At 62.7% G+C, this 14233-nt stretch carries 12 protein-coding genes; 6 read left to right on the top strand and 6 right to left on the bottom strand.

Features of this window, described 5'->3' with window-relative positions:
• Positions 1 to 50: 50 nt before the first annotated feature.
• A complete protein-coding gene (gene hrpA / locus VVR41_RS00675) occupies positions 51 to 3953 on the top strand; it encodes an ATP-dependent RNA helicase HrpA (RefSeq protein WP_368523184.1) in 3903 nt (1300 codons plus the stop codon).
• Positions 3954 to 3966: 13 nt separating this feature from the next.
• Here hrpA and nrdR read toward each other — a convergent pair whose 3' ends face one another.
• Both nrdR and VVR41_RS00665 read right to left on the bottom strand, forming a co-directional pair.
• Positions 3967 to 4425, bottom strand: coding sequence for a transcriptional regulator NrdR (nrdR, locus tag VVR41_RS00670; protein WP_368523183.1), 459 nt, complete (start codon positions 4423 to 4425; stop codon positions 3967 to 3969).
• 159 nt (positions 4426 to 4584) lie between these two features.
• The gene (locus tag VVR41_RS00665; protein WP_368523182.1) at positions 4585 to 4956 is read right to left on the bottom strand and encodes a hypothetical protein; all 372 of its coding nucleotides are present in this window, start codon (positions 4954 to 4956) and stop codon (positions 4585 to 4587) included.
• Between the two features lie 216 nt (positions 4957 to 5172).
• Here VVR41_RS00665 and lexA point away from each other — a divergent pair, with 216 nt between their 5' ends.
• Together lexA and VVR41_RS00655 are read left to right on the top strand one after the other, a co-directional pair.
• Positions 5173 to 5862: a transcriptional repressor LexA gene (gene lexA / locus VVR41_RS00660; RefSeq protein WP_368523181.1), complete on the top strand. Its 690-nt coding sequence runs from the start codon at positions 5173 to 5175 to the stop codon at positions 5860 to 5862.
• A gap of 130 nt (positions 5863 to 5992) precedes the next feature.
• Entirely contained in the window at positions 5993 to 6778 is a 786-nt protein-coding gene (locus tag VVR41_RS00655) for a DeoR/GlpR family DNA-binding transcription regulator (RefSeq protein WP_368523336.1), read from the top strand.
• 12 nt (positions 6779 to 6790) lie between these two features.
• On the opposite strand, the gene VVR41_RS00650 is transcribed toward VVR41_RS00655, so the two are convergent.
• Together VVR41_RS00650 and hflX are read right to left on the bottom strand one after the other, a co-directional pair.
• Complete coding sequence (locus tag VVR41_RS00650; RefSeq protein WP_368523180.1) at positions 6791 to 8080, bottom strand: uracil-xanthine permease family protein; 1290 nt, start codon at positions 8078 to 8080, stop codon at positions 6791 to 6793.
• Between the two features lie 77 nt (positions 8081 to 8157).
• Positions 8158 to 9720, bottom strand: a complete 1563-nt coding sequence (gene hflX, locus VVR41_RS00645) for a GTPase HflX (RefSeq protein WP_368523179.1) — start codon at positions 9718 to 9720, stop codon at positions 8158 to 8160.
• A 239-nt stretch (positions 9721 to 9959) separates the two neighbouring features.
• Between hflX and VVR41_RS00640 the strand changes: the two genes are divergently transcribed.
• Both VVR41_RS00640 and VVR41_RS00635 read left to right on the top strand, forming a co-directional pair.
• Complete coding sequence (locus tag VVR41_RS00640) at positions 9960 to 10697, top strand: hypothetical protein (protein ID WP_321103255.1); 738 nt, start codon at positions 9960 to 9962, stop codon at positions 10695 to 10697.
• A gap of 23 nt (positions 10698 to 10720) precedes the next feature.
• The gene (locus tag VVR41_RS00635; protein ID WP_368523178.1) at positions 10721 to 11242 is read left to right on the top strand and encodes a hypothetical protein; all 522 of its coding nucleotides are present in this window, start codon (positions 10721 to 10723) and stop codon (positions 11240 to 11242) included.
• Between the two features lie 6 nt (positions 11243 to 11248).
• Here the strand turns inward: VVR41_RS00635 and dapF are convergent, their stop codons facing one another.
• Both dapF and miaA read right to left on the bottom strand, forming a co-directional pair.
• Positions 11249 to 12076: a diaminopimelate epimerase gene (gene dapF, locus VVR41_RS00630; protein ID WP_368523335.1), complete on the bottom strand. Its 828-nt coding sequence runs from the start codon at positions 12074 to 12076 to the stop codon at positions 11249 to 11251.
• A 35-nt stretch (positions 12077 to 12111) separates the two neighbouring features.
• Positions 12112 to 13020 (bottom strand): tRNA (adenosine(37)-N6)-dimethylallyltransferase MiaA, encoded by a 909-nt coding sequence (miaA, locus tag VVR41_RS00625; RefSeq protein WP_368523177.1) that lies wholly within the window; start codon positions 13018 to 13020, stop codon positions 12112 to 12114.
• 142 nt (positions 13021 to 13162) lie between these two features.
• Here miaA and VVR41_RS00620 point away from each other — a divergent pair, with 142 nt between their 5' ends.
• Positions 13163 to 14215: an ABC transporter substrate-binding protein gene (locus VVR41_RS00620; RefSeq protein ID WP_368523176.1), complete on the top strand. Its 1053-nt coding sequence runs from the start codon at positions 13163 to 13165 to the stop codon at positions 14213 to 14215.
• Positions 14216 to 14233: the final 18 nt, after the last annotated feature.

The following is a 14233-nucleotide window of genomic DNA, read 5'->3' as shown; positions in this document are numbered from 1 at the left end:
CCTGCGCTGAGGTCGTATCCAGGCCGAACGACTAAGGTAGTTGGGCAGTTATGAACGATGCCTCCACTGCCCCAACCCGCGCCGACCTCCACGACCGTCTGGACGCCGTCCCGCTGTCCGAGGTGCGCCGTTTCCAGCGACGCTTGAAGAAAGCCCGCGCCCCTCAGGCTCTCGAGGCGATCGCGCGCGACATCGACGCCGCAGCCGCTGCTGTGGCTGCGCGCGATGCCGGCATCCCAGCCATTTCCTACCCGGAGCAGCTGCCCGTATCCGCGCGCAGAGAAGACATCATGGAGCTGATGCGCGACCACCAGGTCGTGATCATCGCTGGTGAGACGGGCTCGGGTAAGACTACTCAGATTCCGAAGATGCTCCTCGAGCTCGGCCGCGGACGCCGCGGCCTGATTGGCCACACGCAGCCGCGCAGGCTGGCCGCACGCACCGTAGCAGAACGCATCGCCGACGAGCTCGGCCAGAAGATCGGCGAAAGCGTCGGATACGCCATTCGCTTCGACGACCGTGTCTCGCAGACAACCGCCGTGAAGCTCATGACAGACGGCATCCTGCTCGCCGAGATGCAGCGCGACCGTTTCCTCAACGCCTACGACACCATCATCATTGATGAGGCGCACGAGCGCAGTCTCAACATCGATTTCCTTCTGGGCTACCTCAAACGCCTTCTACCCCACCGCCCTGACTTGAAAGTCATTGTCACCTCGGCGACCATCGATCCGGAAAGCTTCGCGCAGCACTTCGCAGCACCCGACGGGACCCCTGCCCCCATCATTGAAGTCACCGGGCGCACCTATCCCGTTGAAATCCGCTACCGCCCGCTCGTGTCCACCGTCGGCGGCAAAGAAGTGGACGTCGACATGATCGACGGCGTAGTAGAAGCCGTCGAGGAGCTGATGCGGGAAGGCGACGGCGACATCCTCTGTTTCTTCTCCTCGGAACGCGACATCCGCGACGCGATGGAAGCCATCGAAAAGAAGCGGTGGCGCGGAGTGGAGGTCACTCCCCTGTTCGGGCGACTGTCCAACGCCGAACAGCACCGTGTTTTCTCTCCGCATTCGGGTCGGCGAATCGTGCTGTCCACTAACATCGCGGAGACCTCGCTAACGGTGCCCGGAATCCACTACGTTGTCGATACCGGGCTCGCGCGAATTTCGCGCTACTCCACGCGCACCAAGGTGCAGCGCCTACCCATCGAGGAAATCTCCCAGGCCTCCGCCAACCAACGCTCTGGAAGATCCGGTCGCGTTGCCGACGGCATCGCAATTCGTTTGTATTCCGAGGAACATTTCGAGGCACGCCCCGAGTTCACCGACCCGGAGATCCTGCGCACCAACCTCGCCAGTGTCATCCTCCAGATGATTTCGCTGCGCCTGGGCGACATTTCTGAGTTCCCCTTCATCCAGCCGCCGGATCCCAAGGCCGTGCGCGACGGGTTGCTTACCCTCCACGAGATCGGAGCCGTCACGGACAAGGAGCGCGACGGGGCTCCCGTGCTCAGTGACATCGGCCGCGACATCTCGCGCATCCCCGTCGACCCGAAGATGGCGCGCATGCTAGTTGAGGCCGAACGCCTCGGTGTGTTGGACGACGTCACAATCATTGTCGCCAGCATGACCATTCAGGATGTTCGAGAACGCCCGCTGGAGTTCCAAGCCCAAGCTGACCAGGCACATGCGCGTTTTAAGGACACAACGTCTGATTTCCTCTCGGCGTTGAAGCTATGGGACTACATCGACGAGTCGCGCGACGAGCTGTCCGGAAACCGCTTCCGCAAGCGGATGACCAAAGAGTTCCTCCACTACATGCGCATTCGCGAGTGGTACGACCTGGTGCGCCAGCTCCGCGACGTCGAAAAGCAGCTCGGGTGGTCCAGGGCCGAGAATATCGCCGGGGAACGGGACGCGGATGCTATCCACAAGTCTCTGCTGACGGGCCTTTTGTCGAGCATTGGAGCACGCGTAGGCGAGTCCCGCGAATTCCTCGGTGCGCGCGGGACCCATTTCCTTGTCTTCCCCGGGTCCTCCCTCGCAAAGCGCCCCCCGGCTTTCCTTATGGCCGCAGAGCTCGTGGAGACCTCTCGGCTGTGGGCGCGCGACGTGGCAAAAATTGAGCCGGAATGGGTCGAGAAGGCCGCTGGCCCCCTGCTCAAGCACAGCTATTCTGACCCGATCTGGTCGCGCAAGCGTTCTGCGGCGATGGTTCACCAAAAGTCCCTCTTGTACGGTGTGCCCATCGTGCGCGACCGCCTCGTCCCGCTGCACCGGGTTGATCCCGAGGGCGCGCGCATCATGTTCATCCGTCACGCGCTGATCGAAGGCGACTGGAACCGCCACCACACGTTTATTGATCACAACGAGGCCCTCCTGCAGGAAGCCTCTGAGGTGGAGGAGAAGCTTCGTCGCCGCGGACTCGTCGTTGACGAGGACACCTTGTTCGACTTCTACGACGAGAGGCTGCCCGCGTCCGTCACCACCGCGCGCCATTTTGACTCGTGGTGGAAGAAGAAGCGGGCAGCGGATCCGGCATTCCTCGACTTCGACCCGGCCGCGCTTGTCGACGACTCCGCCGTCGCCACCGACACCGCCTTCCCTCCCACCTGGCGCCAAGGCAGCATCGACTATGCGCTGCGCTACAAGTTTGAGCCGGGCGACCCGTTGGACGGCATCACCGTCGACGTGCCCGTTCCTCTCCTGGCGGGCTTCGACGCTTCCGGGTTCGACTGGCTCGTGCCGGGCCTGCGCGAAGAGCTGGTCACCGAGCTGATCCGCACACTGCCCAAGGCCCTGCGACGCACGGTCGTGCCCGCCCCCGACTTCGCCGCCCGAGCGGTGCCCAAATTGCTGCCACGCGAATCCCCTCTCGTCGAACAGCTCGCAGACGTCTTGCGCTCCCTCGGCGGTGCCGGCATCAATGCCGGTGACTTCCGCCCTGATGCACTGCCTGCTCACTTGCGAGTGACCTACGCCGCGATCGATAAGCGCGGCAACACCATCGATCACGACAAGGATCTCAGCGCGCTGAAACAGCGCCAAGCTGGGCACATCCGGACCTCGGTATCTAAGGCCACCAAGCATTCGGAAACGGACACGGTGCAGAAATGGACCGCCGACAGTTTGGGATCCATCGACGAGACGGTCGAAACCACCATCGACGGCAACGTGGTTGAAGCTTTCCCCGCGCTGGAGGTGACCAGCACCGGGGTCCGCGTTCGGGTCCACCCAACCCGCGCCGCCGCAGACGCGTCGATGGTCACTGCAACGCTTACGCTGCTCCTGCGGGAGATATCGGTGTCAACGTCCCAGATGACTAAGGGGCTTCCGCTGCGGCACAAGGTGGCAGTGGATAACTACCCGCATGGTGGGGCTGAAGGGCTTGTCGACGACGCCCGTGTTGCCAGCATCCGAGACCTCATGTTTGCTCACGGTGGGCCCGTGCGCAGCCCCGAGCAGTTCGAAGCGTTGGTGTCCAAGGTGAAGCCCGAGACACCAGGTGCTGTGCGACGAATGGTGGTCGGAATTGCTCCAGGACTTGTCGAATACGCAAACATTGCCGCGGAGTTAAGCAAATGGGAGGGCCCAGCAATCGACGATATGCGTTCGCAGTTGGCGTTCTACCTACCTCGCCATGCTCTGACTATCCATGGTTTGGAGCGCCTCCAGCACTTACCGCGCTATATCGCCGCGATGAAACTGCGCCTCGAGGACATGGCGCTGGATCCAGATCGTGACGCAGAGCGCCAGGCGGTTGTGGATTCGGTGAAGAATCAGCTCGCCACTAAGGTCTCCCGGCTGCCAGCTGGCCGAGAAAAGACCCCCGCCTTCAAGGAAATAGCCTGGCGCATCGAAGAACTGCGCGTCAGCCTGTTCGCTCAACGACTCGGAACCGCGAAACCGGTGAGCCAACGTCGCATCGAGAAGATGATCGACAAACTTGCGTAGTCCTGGCCGCGGCCTAGAAGCGTTCCCGGTCGCGGCGACGCATGAGTCGAATCTCGGATTCAAAATCATCCGCAGACTCGAAAGATTTGTATACGGAGGCGAATCGCAAATACGCCACCTCATCTAACGCGCGCAACGGTTCCAGAACGGCCAGTCCAACGTCGTTGGCGTTGACCTGGGAGCTTCCGTGGCTTCGGACGGTCTCTTCGACTTGCTGAGCCAGACGCTTGAGGGCGTCATCGGAAACGTCGCGGCCTTGGCACGCGCGGCGCACGCCGACGATAAGTTTGTCGCGGTCGAATGGCTCACTGACACCGTTTCGTTTCATCACCATCAGGATCGCCTTCTCGACCGTGGTGAAGCGTCCCCCGCACTCAGTGCACTCGCGGCGGCGCCGAATAGCCGAGCCCGCGTCAATTGCCCGGGAGTCCATCACCCGGGAGTGCTGATTCTGGCAGAACGGGCAGTACATTCTCGCCTTTCTCCTTCCGCGGAGGATTCGACCTCCGTGAGGTCGGCTCCGCACATGGCGCATCTAAGCAGCGCAGTCAACACGAATGGCAACTGCAGTAGGGCCATCATAATCTGGAAGGCAACCCGATCAACGAGTGAGGCCACGCTAGCTGTACAGCTAGCGCAGCTCAGCGTGAATGACCTCGCGGGTGGTGTCAACCGGAGCGTAGGCATTTTCCCCATCAGCGAAGATGCCGCCAATCGAAGAACCCACGAGCAGCGCGAAGCCGGCGAGGGTTCCGAGGAGAACTCCCGCACGAACGTCTTGACGTACGCCTTCCCGTTCGAACCCAGAATTCTCGGCGGAAACTCGTTCGAATCGTGAGCGTTCAGACGTTCGAACATGTGCGTGCAGAGTCCGGACCGAGGATCCCTCTGTCATTCGAACACCACTCGATGGAATGTCCCAGATTTCCGCCGGGCGAGCAGAACGTAAGGCAGTAGGAGCTTTGAAGGACCCAGCTACGGTGGGACGAATTGCAATGGTCATGGTCTCTCCTTTGTTCGATGGGTGCAGTGTAGGACGGTGACCCAACACTGCAATCCAACGTTCGCGCAGTTGTTCGAGTCTCGCTGCTGTGTTCGATTTATAGCACATGACCCAAAAGGTGTCTACACAAAACGCAGACGACTCGAACATGTTTGCCCTATCTGTTACTTTGGATGAGGAACGCACGGTGTCGGAGAGAGAAGAGGGAAAACTACAATGGCCCGCAAGAGAAATGACGCAAACGAACTCGACCTCAGCGTCCTGTCCGATCGGCAGCGGCGAATCCTAGAAGTGATCCGGGATGCGGTCGTTCTTCGCGGTTATCCGCCGAGCATCCGAGAAATTGGAGATGCCGCGGGACTTCAGTCGACATCCTCGGTCGCCTACCAGCTCAAGGAGCTTGAAAAGAAGGGCTTCCTCCGCCGAGACCCCCACAAGCCCCGCGCAGTCGATCTGCGCCACCTGCCGGAAGCAACGAAAGCTCCCTCGCGGGCCAAAGCCAAAGCTGTCGACACTCCGGAGGATGCCTCCGCCGCACGCTTTATCCCTGTTGTCGGACAAATCGCGGCGGGCTCCCCCATTTTGGCGGAGCAGAACGTCGAGAGCTACCTCCCGCTGCCGGGAGACCTTCTCGGCGACGGAGAGCTTTTCATGTTGCAGGTTGTCGGCGAGTCCATGCGAGACGCCGGCATCCTCGACGGCGACTGGGTAGTGGTGCGTTCCCAGCCTGTGGCTGAGGAGGGCGAGTTTGTCGCCGCGCTTCTCGACGGCGAAGCGACTGTCAAAGAGTTCCACCGCGACTCCACAGGAGTGTGGCTTTTGCCCCACAACGATGCTTTCTCTCCCATTAAGGGCGACGAGTCGCAGATCATGGGCCGCGTGATCTCTGTCTTCCGCACGCTGTAACAGTTCCACTCCCCCGCCAGGGGGAGCCCCATCCCCGGACTCGCTCTGGTAGGGCAGGATTTGAGAGAATAGTTCTCAACAATGCCATCGAATGCCCACCATCCGGTGGCGGAGGAACGCGGAGGTAGGAATGTACGCGGATGAACGGCGTCGCCAGATTGCATCGCTGACTGCGGTTGCGGGGCGCGTCAGCGTCACTGAATTGGCTGAGCGATACGACGTCACAGCGGAGACCATTCGCCGGGACTTGGCGGTACTCAGCGCGGAAGGTGTCATCCACCGTGTGCACGGTGGTGCCGTAGCCAGCCAGGCTTACCTGAGCGCTGAGGTGCCTCTCGACGCACGCTACCGCTCGGCCTCCGGCGCGAAGACCGCCATCGCCCGGGCAGCCCTCGATTTCATTCCGGATCACCCCGAGGGCGGTATCTTTCTGGATTCCGGCACAACGATCAGCATGCTCGCTTCCCAGCTCGTGGACCACCCCGGCGCCGACGATCTGCCGATCGTCACCAATTCCCTCCCGATCGCTCTGGAATTATCCAGCGAAGGTCTAACGAACGTGCAGTTGCTCGGCGGGAAGGTACGAGCCCTGTCGCAAGCGGTCGTCGGAGACACTGCCCTTCGTAGTTTGGCCCTGATGACGGCCGATGTAGCGTTTATCGGCACCAATGCGCTCACCGTCGATCATGGGCTGTCTACCGCCCACGCCCAGGAGGCGGCCGTTAAAGCGGCGATGGTGACAAACGCAAGTAAGGTCGTCGTACTCTGCGACTCGTCCAAGCTAGGTAACGACTACGTGGTCAACTTCGCCACCTTGGATGACATCGACGTTCTCGTCACCGACGCTGGGGCTCCACCCTCAATTGTGGAGCGATTCGAGGACCACGGCATCGAGGTCGTGCTCGCTGCGCCCTGATCCGCGCTACGGCTACCTGCCGAAGCCGTCGTAGGAGCCTTCCCCAAACGTGGTGTATGCGGCCCTCATGAGGGGATACACCACGATCACACCGACTGAGCCTAGGGCGATTCCCTCGAGTTGGACGGAGCCGATGGTCAGCGACAAGTTACCGATCCCCACGATGAGCGCGACCGCCGCCGCCGCCAGGTTGGCAGGATGTGTGAAGTCCACACGGTTGTCCTGCCAGATCCGCACTCCCAGCATGCCGATGAGGCCGTAGAGCACCAGGCAAGCACCACCCAGGACGCCGACGGGGATCGTGAAAATGACGGCGCCGAACTTCGGCACGAACGCGAGGGCGATGGCGAACAGTGCGGCCACCCAGTAGGCAGCCGTGGAATAGACCTTCGTCGCGGCCATTACACCGATGTTCTCCGCGTACGTCGTCGTACCGGAACCACCGAAGCTTCCCGCGAGCGTCGTAGCGACACCGTCACCAATGAGCGCGCGACCCTGGTATCCGTCCAGGTTTTCCTTGGTCATCTCCCCCACTGCCTTCACGTGGCCCACGTTTTCGGCGATCAGGACCACCAACACCGGCAGGGTGACAAGAATTGCTGAGAGGTGGAACTGCGGAGTGTGGATCGGTGGCAATCCGAGCCACGGGGCGTCGGCAATTGTCTCCAGTGCGTCCTGTGACAAGCCACCGGTCAGGGCTGCTGCGACCCAACCAACAATGACACCGACGAGGATGCTGAGCCGCGCGGCCATCCCTCGGGTTGCCACTGTGAAGAGCAGGATGGTTGCGAGAGTCACTCCAGCAATCGCGGGTTGCGCTTCGAAGTTTTGTACCGCGGTTGGCGCGAGGTTGAAGCCGATCAGCGCGACGATCGCGCCTGTGACCACAGGAGGCATCACCGCATCGATGATTCGTCTGCCCGCGGCCTGCACGAGGAAGCCGACAAGGATCAGGGCAATACCTGTCACAACGACTCCGCCGAGCTGCGCTCCCACTCCATAGGCCTGGGAAGCGGTCAGCGGCGCGATGAAGGCGAATGACGACCCCAAGTAGGAGGGCACCTTGTCCCGGGTCAACACAAGGAAGATGATCGTGCCCAGGCCGGAGAAAAGCAGTGTTGTATTGACAGGAAAACCGGTCAGTGTCGGAACCAGCAGTGTGGCACCGAACATTGCCACAACGTGCTGCATTCCGATACCGATTGTCCTCGGCCAACTGAGGCGCTCATGCGGTGCTACGACCGCACCTGGGGTGACTCGGCGTCCGTCTCCGTGGAGGGTCCATTTAGATGAAGTACTCACGAAGCGCCATTATGCTCCCGTGCGGCGCACACACGTCAAGTGGCTGCCAGGGTGGCTGCGCACCGGGGCGCAGCCACCTAGGCGATGACGAACTCCGCGTATCGATCGGCAAGGACGCGCGGGAGGCGGACGTCGATAAGCGTGCCGTCCTCTTCGTAGCTCTCGGAGCGCACCGTGCCCTCCTCGTGGATGCGGCTGACCACATCGCCACGCGTAAAGGGCACGAGCATCTGCACGTGGGCGTCAAGGGTATTGAGGAACATCTCGATGCGGCCCTCGAGCTCCGGGATGCCCTCACCCGTCAATGCCGAGACGAACACAACCTCGTGGCCCGTTCCGTCAAAGGCGTGGCGCAGCTCGGCGAGGACAACCGGATCAGCCTCATCGATCTTGTTCACCACGATGATCTCCGGCGGGATTGCCTCGCCGGTGTCACGCGTGATGTCAGAGAGCACCTTGTTCACAGCGGTGATCTGCTTCAGCGGGAAAGCGTCCGAGCCGTCGACTACGTGCAGGAGGAGATCAGCGTTGGTGACTTCCTCCAGTGTCGACTTGAAAGCCTCCACGAGCTGAGTGGGCAAGTGGCGGACGAAGCCGACGGTGTCGGTCATGACGACACTGCGGCCGTCGGCAAGCTTCGCGCGGCGCGTCGACGGGTCCAGTGTGGCGAACAGGGCGTCCTCGACAAGCACGCCCGCGTTCGTCATCGCGTTGATCAGCGACGACTTACCCGCGTTGGTATAGCCGGCGATCGCAATCTTCGGGGTGGTGGACTGCTGCCGCTTGGCGCGCTTGATCTCGCGCGCGGTTTTCATGTCGCGCAGCTCGTGGCGCAGCTTGGCCATCTCCGAGCGCAGGCGGCGGCGGTCCGCCTCAATCCGAGTTTCACCAGGACCACGCAGGCCCACGCCGCCGTTGGAACCGGCGCGTCCACCCGCCTGGCGCGACAGGTTTCCACCCCAGCCACGGGTGCGGGTGTAGAGGTACTCCATCTGGGCCAGGCTGACCTGTGCTTTACCCTCTTTGCTCTTTGCGTGCTGCGCAAAGATGTCGAGGATGAGCATGGTGCGGTCGATCACCTTGGTCCTCAAGGCTTCCTCGAGTGCAACCAACTGGCCGGGTGAGAGCTCGCCGTCGAACACCACAGTGTCCGCGCCAGTTGCCTGGACGATTTCTTTGAGCTCGGTCACCTTGCCGGAGCCGATATACGTGCCCGGGTCTGGCTTGTCGCGCTTTTGGTACAAGAGGTCGACGACCTCGGCACCAGCAGTCTCTGCCAGGGCCGCGAGCTCGGACATGTTGGCCTCAACCTCCGCGGTTGTGCCCTCCGTCCACACACCGACAAGGATGACCTGCTCAAGGCGCAGCTTGCGGTACTCGACCTCATAGCCGTCCTCGGTGTCCTCCGAGCGCAGTTCCGTGTCACGGATGACGCGCCGAAACGCGTTGCGCTCCTCCAAGTCGAGCGCACCAACGGTCGGTGCGCCATCATTGTCCCCGGGCTGGGGTGAGTTGTGTCGGAATGCCTGACGCAGCAGCTCGTCGTGACGCGCCTGTTGCGAATCTTCCGCTGACGCCGAGTCGCGGTTCGTCAACGCGCCCGAGTCGGCGGAGAAATGTGTGTCTGAAAATTGTGTCATTGAGTCCTTAGTCTACGAGATGGCATCGCTGCCGTGGATGTTGTTGGGCCGGCACGGGCCCGATAAAGGGAAATGTCACGTCATCCCGCACAACACCGCGCGGCGGCTTTTTCTTCCCGCTGCTTCCCAACACTCTGACAGCAAGGGTTGCCGAATACACGTCTCGCCTACGGACGTCGCTCACGCGGTTGCCGCCACACTCGCCAGCACGACTAAGATGCGCTGGTATGAGCCAGACAATCATCTCGGACCTGAGCAGCATCGGCCTCGGCTTTGACACGTGGCAGGACGCGGTCGAAGCAGCAATCGCCACTGATCGCCTCAGCGTGGTCGGCGAGGTCCGTGGCGGCCAACTCATCCAGTACGCAGACCCCTCTGGCGCGCAGCTGACCATCCTCGCCGTCGAGCCGTTCGCCACCTTCGCGGGTTTCGACGCCTCCACGCGCACGTACGCGCACATCAGCATGCTTGACGACGTCGTCGCGCTCGCCGACATCGTCGACCCGCACGGCAACCGCATCGCCTCGGTCACGCTCAACCTTGCGCAGGGACCACTGCTTTCCGACGGCCCGACGCTGCAGTGGCAGGAGCTCGCCGTCACTGCCCTTGGCCTCGACGTGCGCCGTTACGCCACCGCCGAGGACTACCACGCTGCAGAGTCGGCGACCCTCGGCGAGGTGCGCTCCGCCGGAGCTGCGGCGGTCGCCTCCGGCGCTGCCACCGCCCCCGACGCCCGCGCGGAGTTTTCCGCTCGCGTGCTTGAGGCGCAGTACCGCACGAGCGAGCTCACCGGCGCGCGATTCATTCACGTCTCCGTCGACGGGGCCTTCCCCTTCGAGGTATGCCTACCCGACGGTGAGTTGCCCGAGCGCAATTCCGTCATCGCAGGCTCGGCCGTACTCACGGGTTCGATACCCACTCCGACCGGGGGCGGTTGCGGCGGATGCGGTGACGCCTGCGGCTGCGGCGGCCACTAGGCCAGGGCGAGATCGGGCAGACCGTGGACTCCTCCGGCCGGGACCTAAGCCGCGCACTCGGTGCGGGTCTACTCATCGCTGCGGCGATCGTTCTCGTTATCACCCTGCGCGTACCGGGCATTGTCGTGGCAGTGCTGCTCGCAGCGGGAGTATTCGCTCTGCTGCGCCGCTACAACTCCGATCCGGAGCTTGCATCGCTGACCGCGTCGCTGGAGATTGCTCGCGACGACATCGCCGACATCCTCGCGCAGTTCGATGACCTCGAGGCGGGTCTGGGAACGGATGCGTTGGCCCAACGCACGCTCTACATGCCGGCTCTCACCGACCCCTACACCACCCATCCGGACATTCAGGAATTCCGTGCGCTGGCGTCGTCCGCCCGGCGGTTTGTTTCGCGGATCGACGCCCGCATCAGCGAAGGCACGATGAGCCGCGCACAATTGGAGCGTCTCATCGCCGTGGCAGATGAACGCGCCCAAGCGCTCGATTCCGCGTGGAACAACGCAAAACGCGCGGCCCGGGAGCTTGGTCCAGGCACGCGCTAACGGCCCCTAACCTCGGCTTGGGGCCATCAACGCGGCGATGTCGACCTCGCCACGTGCAACAATGCGCGACGGCCCGGTCATAACCGCCTGGCCTGCGTTGATGTCTACACGTACCGCGCCACCGGGGACGTGGACTTTGACCGTCCCGTTCTCTATGCCGGCATCCGCCAGCGCGGCCCGCGCGGCAGCGACAGTGCCCGTGCCACAAGAGCGGGTCTCGCCCACTCCCCTTTCCCACACGCGCATGTAGACGTCGCCGTGCTCAAGCTCTGTAAGGACTTCGACGTTGACACCCTCGGGGAAGAACTCGTGGTCGAAGGCCGGCTGGCTCAGCTCGAGGTCGGACAGGGCGTCCGCACTCAGACCCGGGATGACGGCGGCGAGGTGCGGATTGCCCACATCTACGCCGAGACCTGCGAAGTCGAAGTCCCCCATGCGCGCCGTGGACACACCGGTGACCTCCACCTCGCCCATGTCGACCCGGACCACAGCGGCACTCCCGGAGTGATCCAGCACCGCGACCTGCTTGTCACCGGCGCGAGTCGAGACCTCGAACTCGTCCTGATCGATGAAACCTTCTGCCCGCAGCACATGAGCGAAAACACGCACACCGTTTCCGCACATCTCGGCGATGGAACCGTCGGCGTTGCGGTAGTCCATGAACCACCGGCCGTCCCGGCGCACGACGCGCAACAAACCGTCGCCGCCGATCCCGGCGCGGCGATCGCACAGCGTCGCAACAGTTGCGGGCGAAAGGTCGAGCTTGTCATCGGGATCGGGGATGATGACAAAGTCGTTCTCGGTGCCGTGGCCCTTGAGAAACGGTACGGTCATCGGCCGGGTGCTCTGAGCGCTATTCAAGTTCTCCATCACTCAAGCGAGTTTAGCGCGGCCCCCATGAGGTCATTGCCAGCCGCATCCAGCCATGCGATGCGCTTGTCCTGGTTGAACCACGACTTTTGGCGCCGCACGTAGCGCCTGGTGCCGGTAATGGTGCTCTCCAGCGCCTCATCGCGGGAGAGCTCTCCAGCCAGCATCGCGAGCACCTGCGCGTAACCGATTGCTCGGCCCGCTGTGGACTCGGCACGCAAGCCGCGACCCACCAGCATTTCGACTTCGTCGACGAGCCCGTGCGCGAACATGAGCTCGGCACGCAACGCAATGCGCGGATTGAGCCACTCGGCGTCGGTGCGCAGCCCGATGATGCGCGTCCCCCAGCGCGGTGGTGCGTCCTTCGGCGGTTGAGAGGCCTGGAAGGGCTTGCCCGTCAGTTCGATGACTTCTAACGCACGCACAGTGCGCCGCGGGTCCTTGTCCTCGATAATGCTCGCCGCTTGCGGGTCCACCTCAGCGAGCTGCGCGTGGAGGGCGTCAATGCCGACCTCGTTAAGCCTCGTCTCCCACCGGCCGCGTACGGCAGGGTCTGTGGGAGGGAACGACCAGGCGTCGATAAGCGATTGAACGTACAGCATGGAACCGCCGACGAGGATGGGGACCTTGCCACGCGACGCGATTTCCTCTACGACTCGAACGGCGCGCTGCTGGTACTCCGCCACCGACGCGGTGCGGGTCACCGGCCAAATGTCGAGCAGATGGTGCGGGATCCCGCCGCGTTCCTCGGGGGGAAGCTTCGCGGTGCCGATGTCCATGCCTTGGTAGAGCTGCATGGAGTCAACGTTGACAACCTCCCCGTCGAGCTGTTGCGCAAGCTCAATACCGAGCGAGGACTTTCCCGAGGCCGTCGGGCCTACTACTGCTACGGGCTGTGGTGTCGTCACGGGAGACAAGCCTAGCGGGCTGGGAGGTGGCGGGTTAAGAGCCGGTAAAGCGTCGATGAAGGCTCGGCTACACGGCACAGCATTCAGGATCTTTCAAGCTAACATCAATCCGTCCTTACTCCACGACAGATAGAAGACTTCAATGATTCACCTTGGGACCCGCGGCGGCCGCATGTTGGCCGCCACCACTGCTGCTTCCGCCCTGGTTCTGGCAGGCTGCAGCGAGCCGTCAGCGAACGAGACCACTGCCGAAGGGACCGCCACTGCGGCTAACGAGCAGGTCACCTTGACCGTCTACACCTCTGAGCCGGAGGAAAAGGCTGACGAGATCAACGCTGCATTCGAGGCCGCGAACCCGGACATCAACGTTGAGATCTACCGCGCGGGAACCGGCGATCTGAACGCGCGCATCGCCGCCGAAAAGCAGTCCGGTGACATTGAAGCCGATATCCTCTGGGCAGCGGATGCCCCGACGTTCGAGGCCTACGCAGCTGAGGGCGATCTCGTCGAGCTCGACGGTGTTGACACCTCCATGGTTATCGACCAAGCCCGCGACCCGAACAATTTCTACGTGGGAACCCGTATCATCCCGACGGTGATTGCCTACAACACCACCGAGGTTCAAGGCGATGACATCCCTTCGAGCTGGCAAGACCTGACGGATTCCCGCTACGCCAACCAGATCGTCATGCCCAACCCGGCTGTCTCTGGGGCGGCCGCTTTCAACGCATCGGCGTGGCTGCTCGAGCCGCAACTGGGCGTGGAGTGGCTCCGGTCAATCTTTGCCAATTCCCCCATGATCGCAGATTCCAACGGACCGACGTCCCAGGAGATCGCCGGCGGCGGACACCCGGTGGGCATCGTGGTGGACTACCTGGTGCGTAGCCTCGCAGCCGATGGTTCGCCCATCGCGGCGGTGTACCCGACCGAGGGTGCCCCCTACATCACCGAACCGGCAGGGATCTTCGCTAACTCCGAGAACCAAGACGCAGCAAAGCGTTACATCGAGTTCCTTCTGTCCGAGGAAGGCCAGCGCATCGCAGTTGACCAGGCGTACCTGCCCGTGCGCAACGACGTAGGCACCCCGGAAGGTGCTCCCGAGCTGGCCGATACCCCGTTGATGGACTTCGACCTCAAGGCCGTGTCGGAGAACCAGGCCTCCGCGATCGAAGCCTTCCAGTCCTTGGCTGGCTAGTCTCGCCGTTTCTTCGTA

It is taken from the genome of Corynebacterium sp. LK2510, assembly GCF_040946405.1.
GTDB lineage: Bacteria > Actinomycetota > Actinomycetes > Mycobacteriales > Mycobacteriaceae > Corynebacterium.
The sequence above is the reverse complement of the archived record's forward strand: the minus strand, read 5'-3'. Positions and strand labels throughout refer to the sequence as shown.

Bases quoted from the DNA above. Each gene is read 5' to 3' on its own strand.
- hrpA (WP_368523184.1), top strand. From the start codon at position 51: ATGAACGATGCCTCCACTGCCCCAACCCGCGCCGACCTCCACGACCGT.
- nrdR (WP_368523183.1), bottom strand. From the start codon at position 4,425: ATGTACTGCCCGTTCTGCCAGAATCAGCACTCCCGGGTGATGGACTCC.
- VVR41_RS00665 (WP_368523182.1), bottom strand. From the start codon at position 4,956: ATGACCATTGCAATTCGTCCCACCGTAGCTGGGTCCTTCAAAGCTCCT.
- lexA (WP_368523181.1), top strand. From the start codon at position 5,173: ATGGCCCGCAAGAGAAATGACGCAAACGAACTCGACCTCAGCGTCCTG.
- VVR41_RS00655 (WP_368523336.1), top strand. From the start codon at position 5,993: ATGTACGCGGATGAACGGCGTCGCCAGATTGCATCGCTGACTGCGGTT.
- hflX (WP_368523179.1), bottom strand. From the start codon at position 9,720: ATGACACAATTTTCAGACACACATTTCTCCGCCGACTCGGGCGCGTTG.
- dapF (WP_368523335.1), bottom strand. From the start codon at position 12,076: ATGACCGTACCGTTTCTCAAGGGCCACGGCACCGAGAACGACTTTGTC.
- VVR41_RS00620 (WP_368523176.1), top strand. From the start codon at position 13,163: ATGATTCACCTTGGGACCCGCGGCGGCCGCATGTTGGCCGCCACCACT.